Raw genomic sequence first — 1,123 nt, 5'->3', positions numbered from 1 at the left:
CGCACCTGAGGCATCGCTTATTCAAAAGCACCATCTGTAGCACCTCAAGTAGCGTGCGCATTAGCTGATAGCTGATAGCTGATAGCTGATAGCTGATAGCTGATAGCTGATAGCTGATAGCTGAATACTTACGGTTTTAGCAATTCGTATTAATGGAGTCGCTAATAGGTGAAACTCCCTGATTAAGGGGCTTTATCCCTACTCCCTACTCCCTGCTCCCTGCTCCCTAAAATCCAGAGTGACGTACTCCCGACGTTGCCCTAACGGGACAACGCGGGCTTCTTGCCAACACCAGGTATTCCTTCGGTTACTCGGCAAGCTTTACTTCTGACGGGACGTCCCACCGCCAAATCCAATATGTTTATTGCCGCATTCACATCACGATCCGCTGTAAAACCACAGTGAGTACAAGAGTGGATGCGGTCTTTTAATTCTTTAGGGACTTTTGCTCCACAGTTAGAACAGTTTTGACTGGTATTTCTGGGGTTTACTGCCTTCGTGATCAGTCCAGCATTTATGGCCGTAGGCCACGCTACGCGAACGGCTTTGACTGACAAAATAGACAGAAATTGCCCCCATCCAGCATCTAATACAGATTTAGCTAGTTTAGTTCTAGTCAGACCTTTAATGTTGAGTTTCTCGTGAGCTACTAAATCGTGCTCATCCAATAACCTCTTTGCAGTTTTAAAATGAAAATCTTTTCGAGTGTCAGCTACTTTTTTATGAGCCTTTCCTAGATTGCTGACAGCTTTCTTTCTGTTATTACTTCCTTTCTTCGATCTACTGACAGCTTTCTGAATTTTCTTTAGTCGCTTTTGAGCTTTTCGGTAGTATTGGGGGATGGGCACTTCTGAGCCATCAGACTTTACCAGGAAAGATTTGAGTCCCATATCTATCCCGATAGGGTTGGTAACACTATCTACTGGGATAATTTTTGGTACAGTATCATCTTGAATTGACAGTGTGACATAATAGCCATCAGCTTTTCGGGTGATAGTAGCTGTCTTTATCTTGAATCCTTCTGGGATAGGTCGGTGATAAATCATCTTGACTTGGCCAAATTTTGGAAGAGTCAAAATATTCCCATTTATAGGATTCTTAGATAAAGAAGGAAAAGTAAAGA

The 1,123-nt window shown here is 43.0% G+C and carries 1 protein-coding gene; it reads right to left on the bottom strand.

Going from position 1 to position 1,123, the window contains the following annotated elements; translation table 11 throughout:
* Nucleotides 1-260: 260 nt before the first annotated feature.
* Nucleotides 261-1,123, bottom strand: an 863-nt coding sequence (locus F6K53_RS44545) for a transposase (RefSeq protein ID WP_293087409.1), incomplete at its 5' end; no start/stop codon positions are given.

This window comes from Moorena sp. SIO4A1, assembly GCF_010672065.1.
Taxonomy (GTDB): Bacteria; Cyanobacteriota; Cyanobacteriia; order Cyanobacteriales; family Coleofasciculaceae; genus Moorena.
This window is presented reverse-complemented; position numbering and strand designations above follow the sequence as displayed.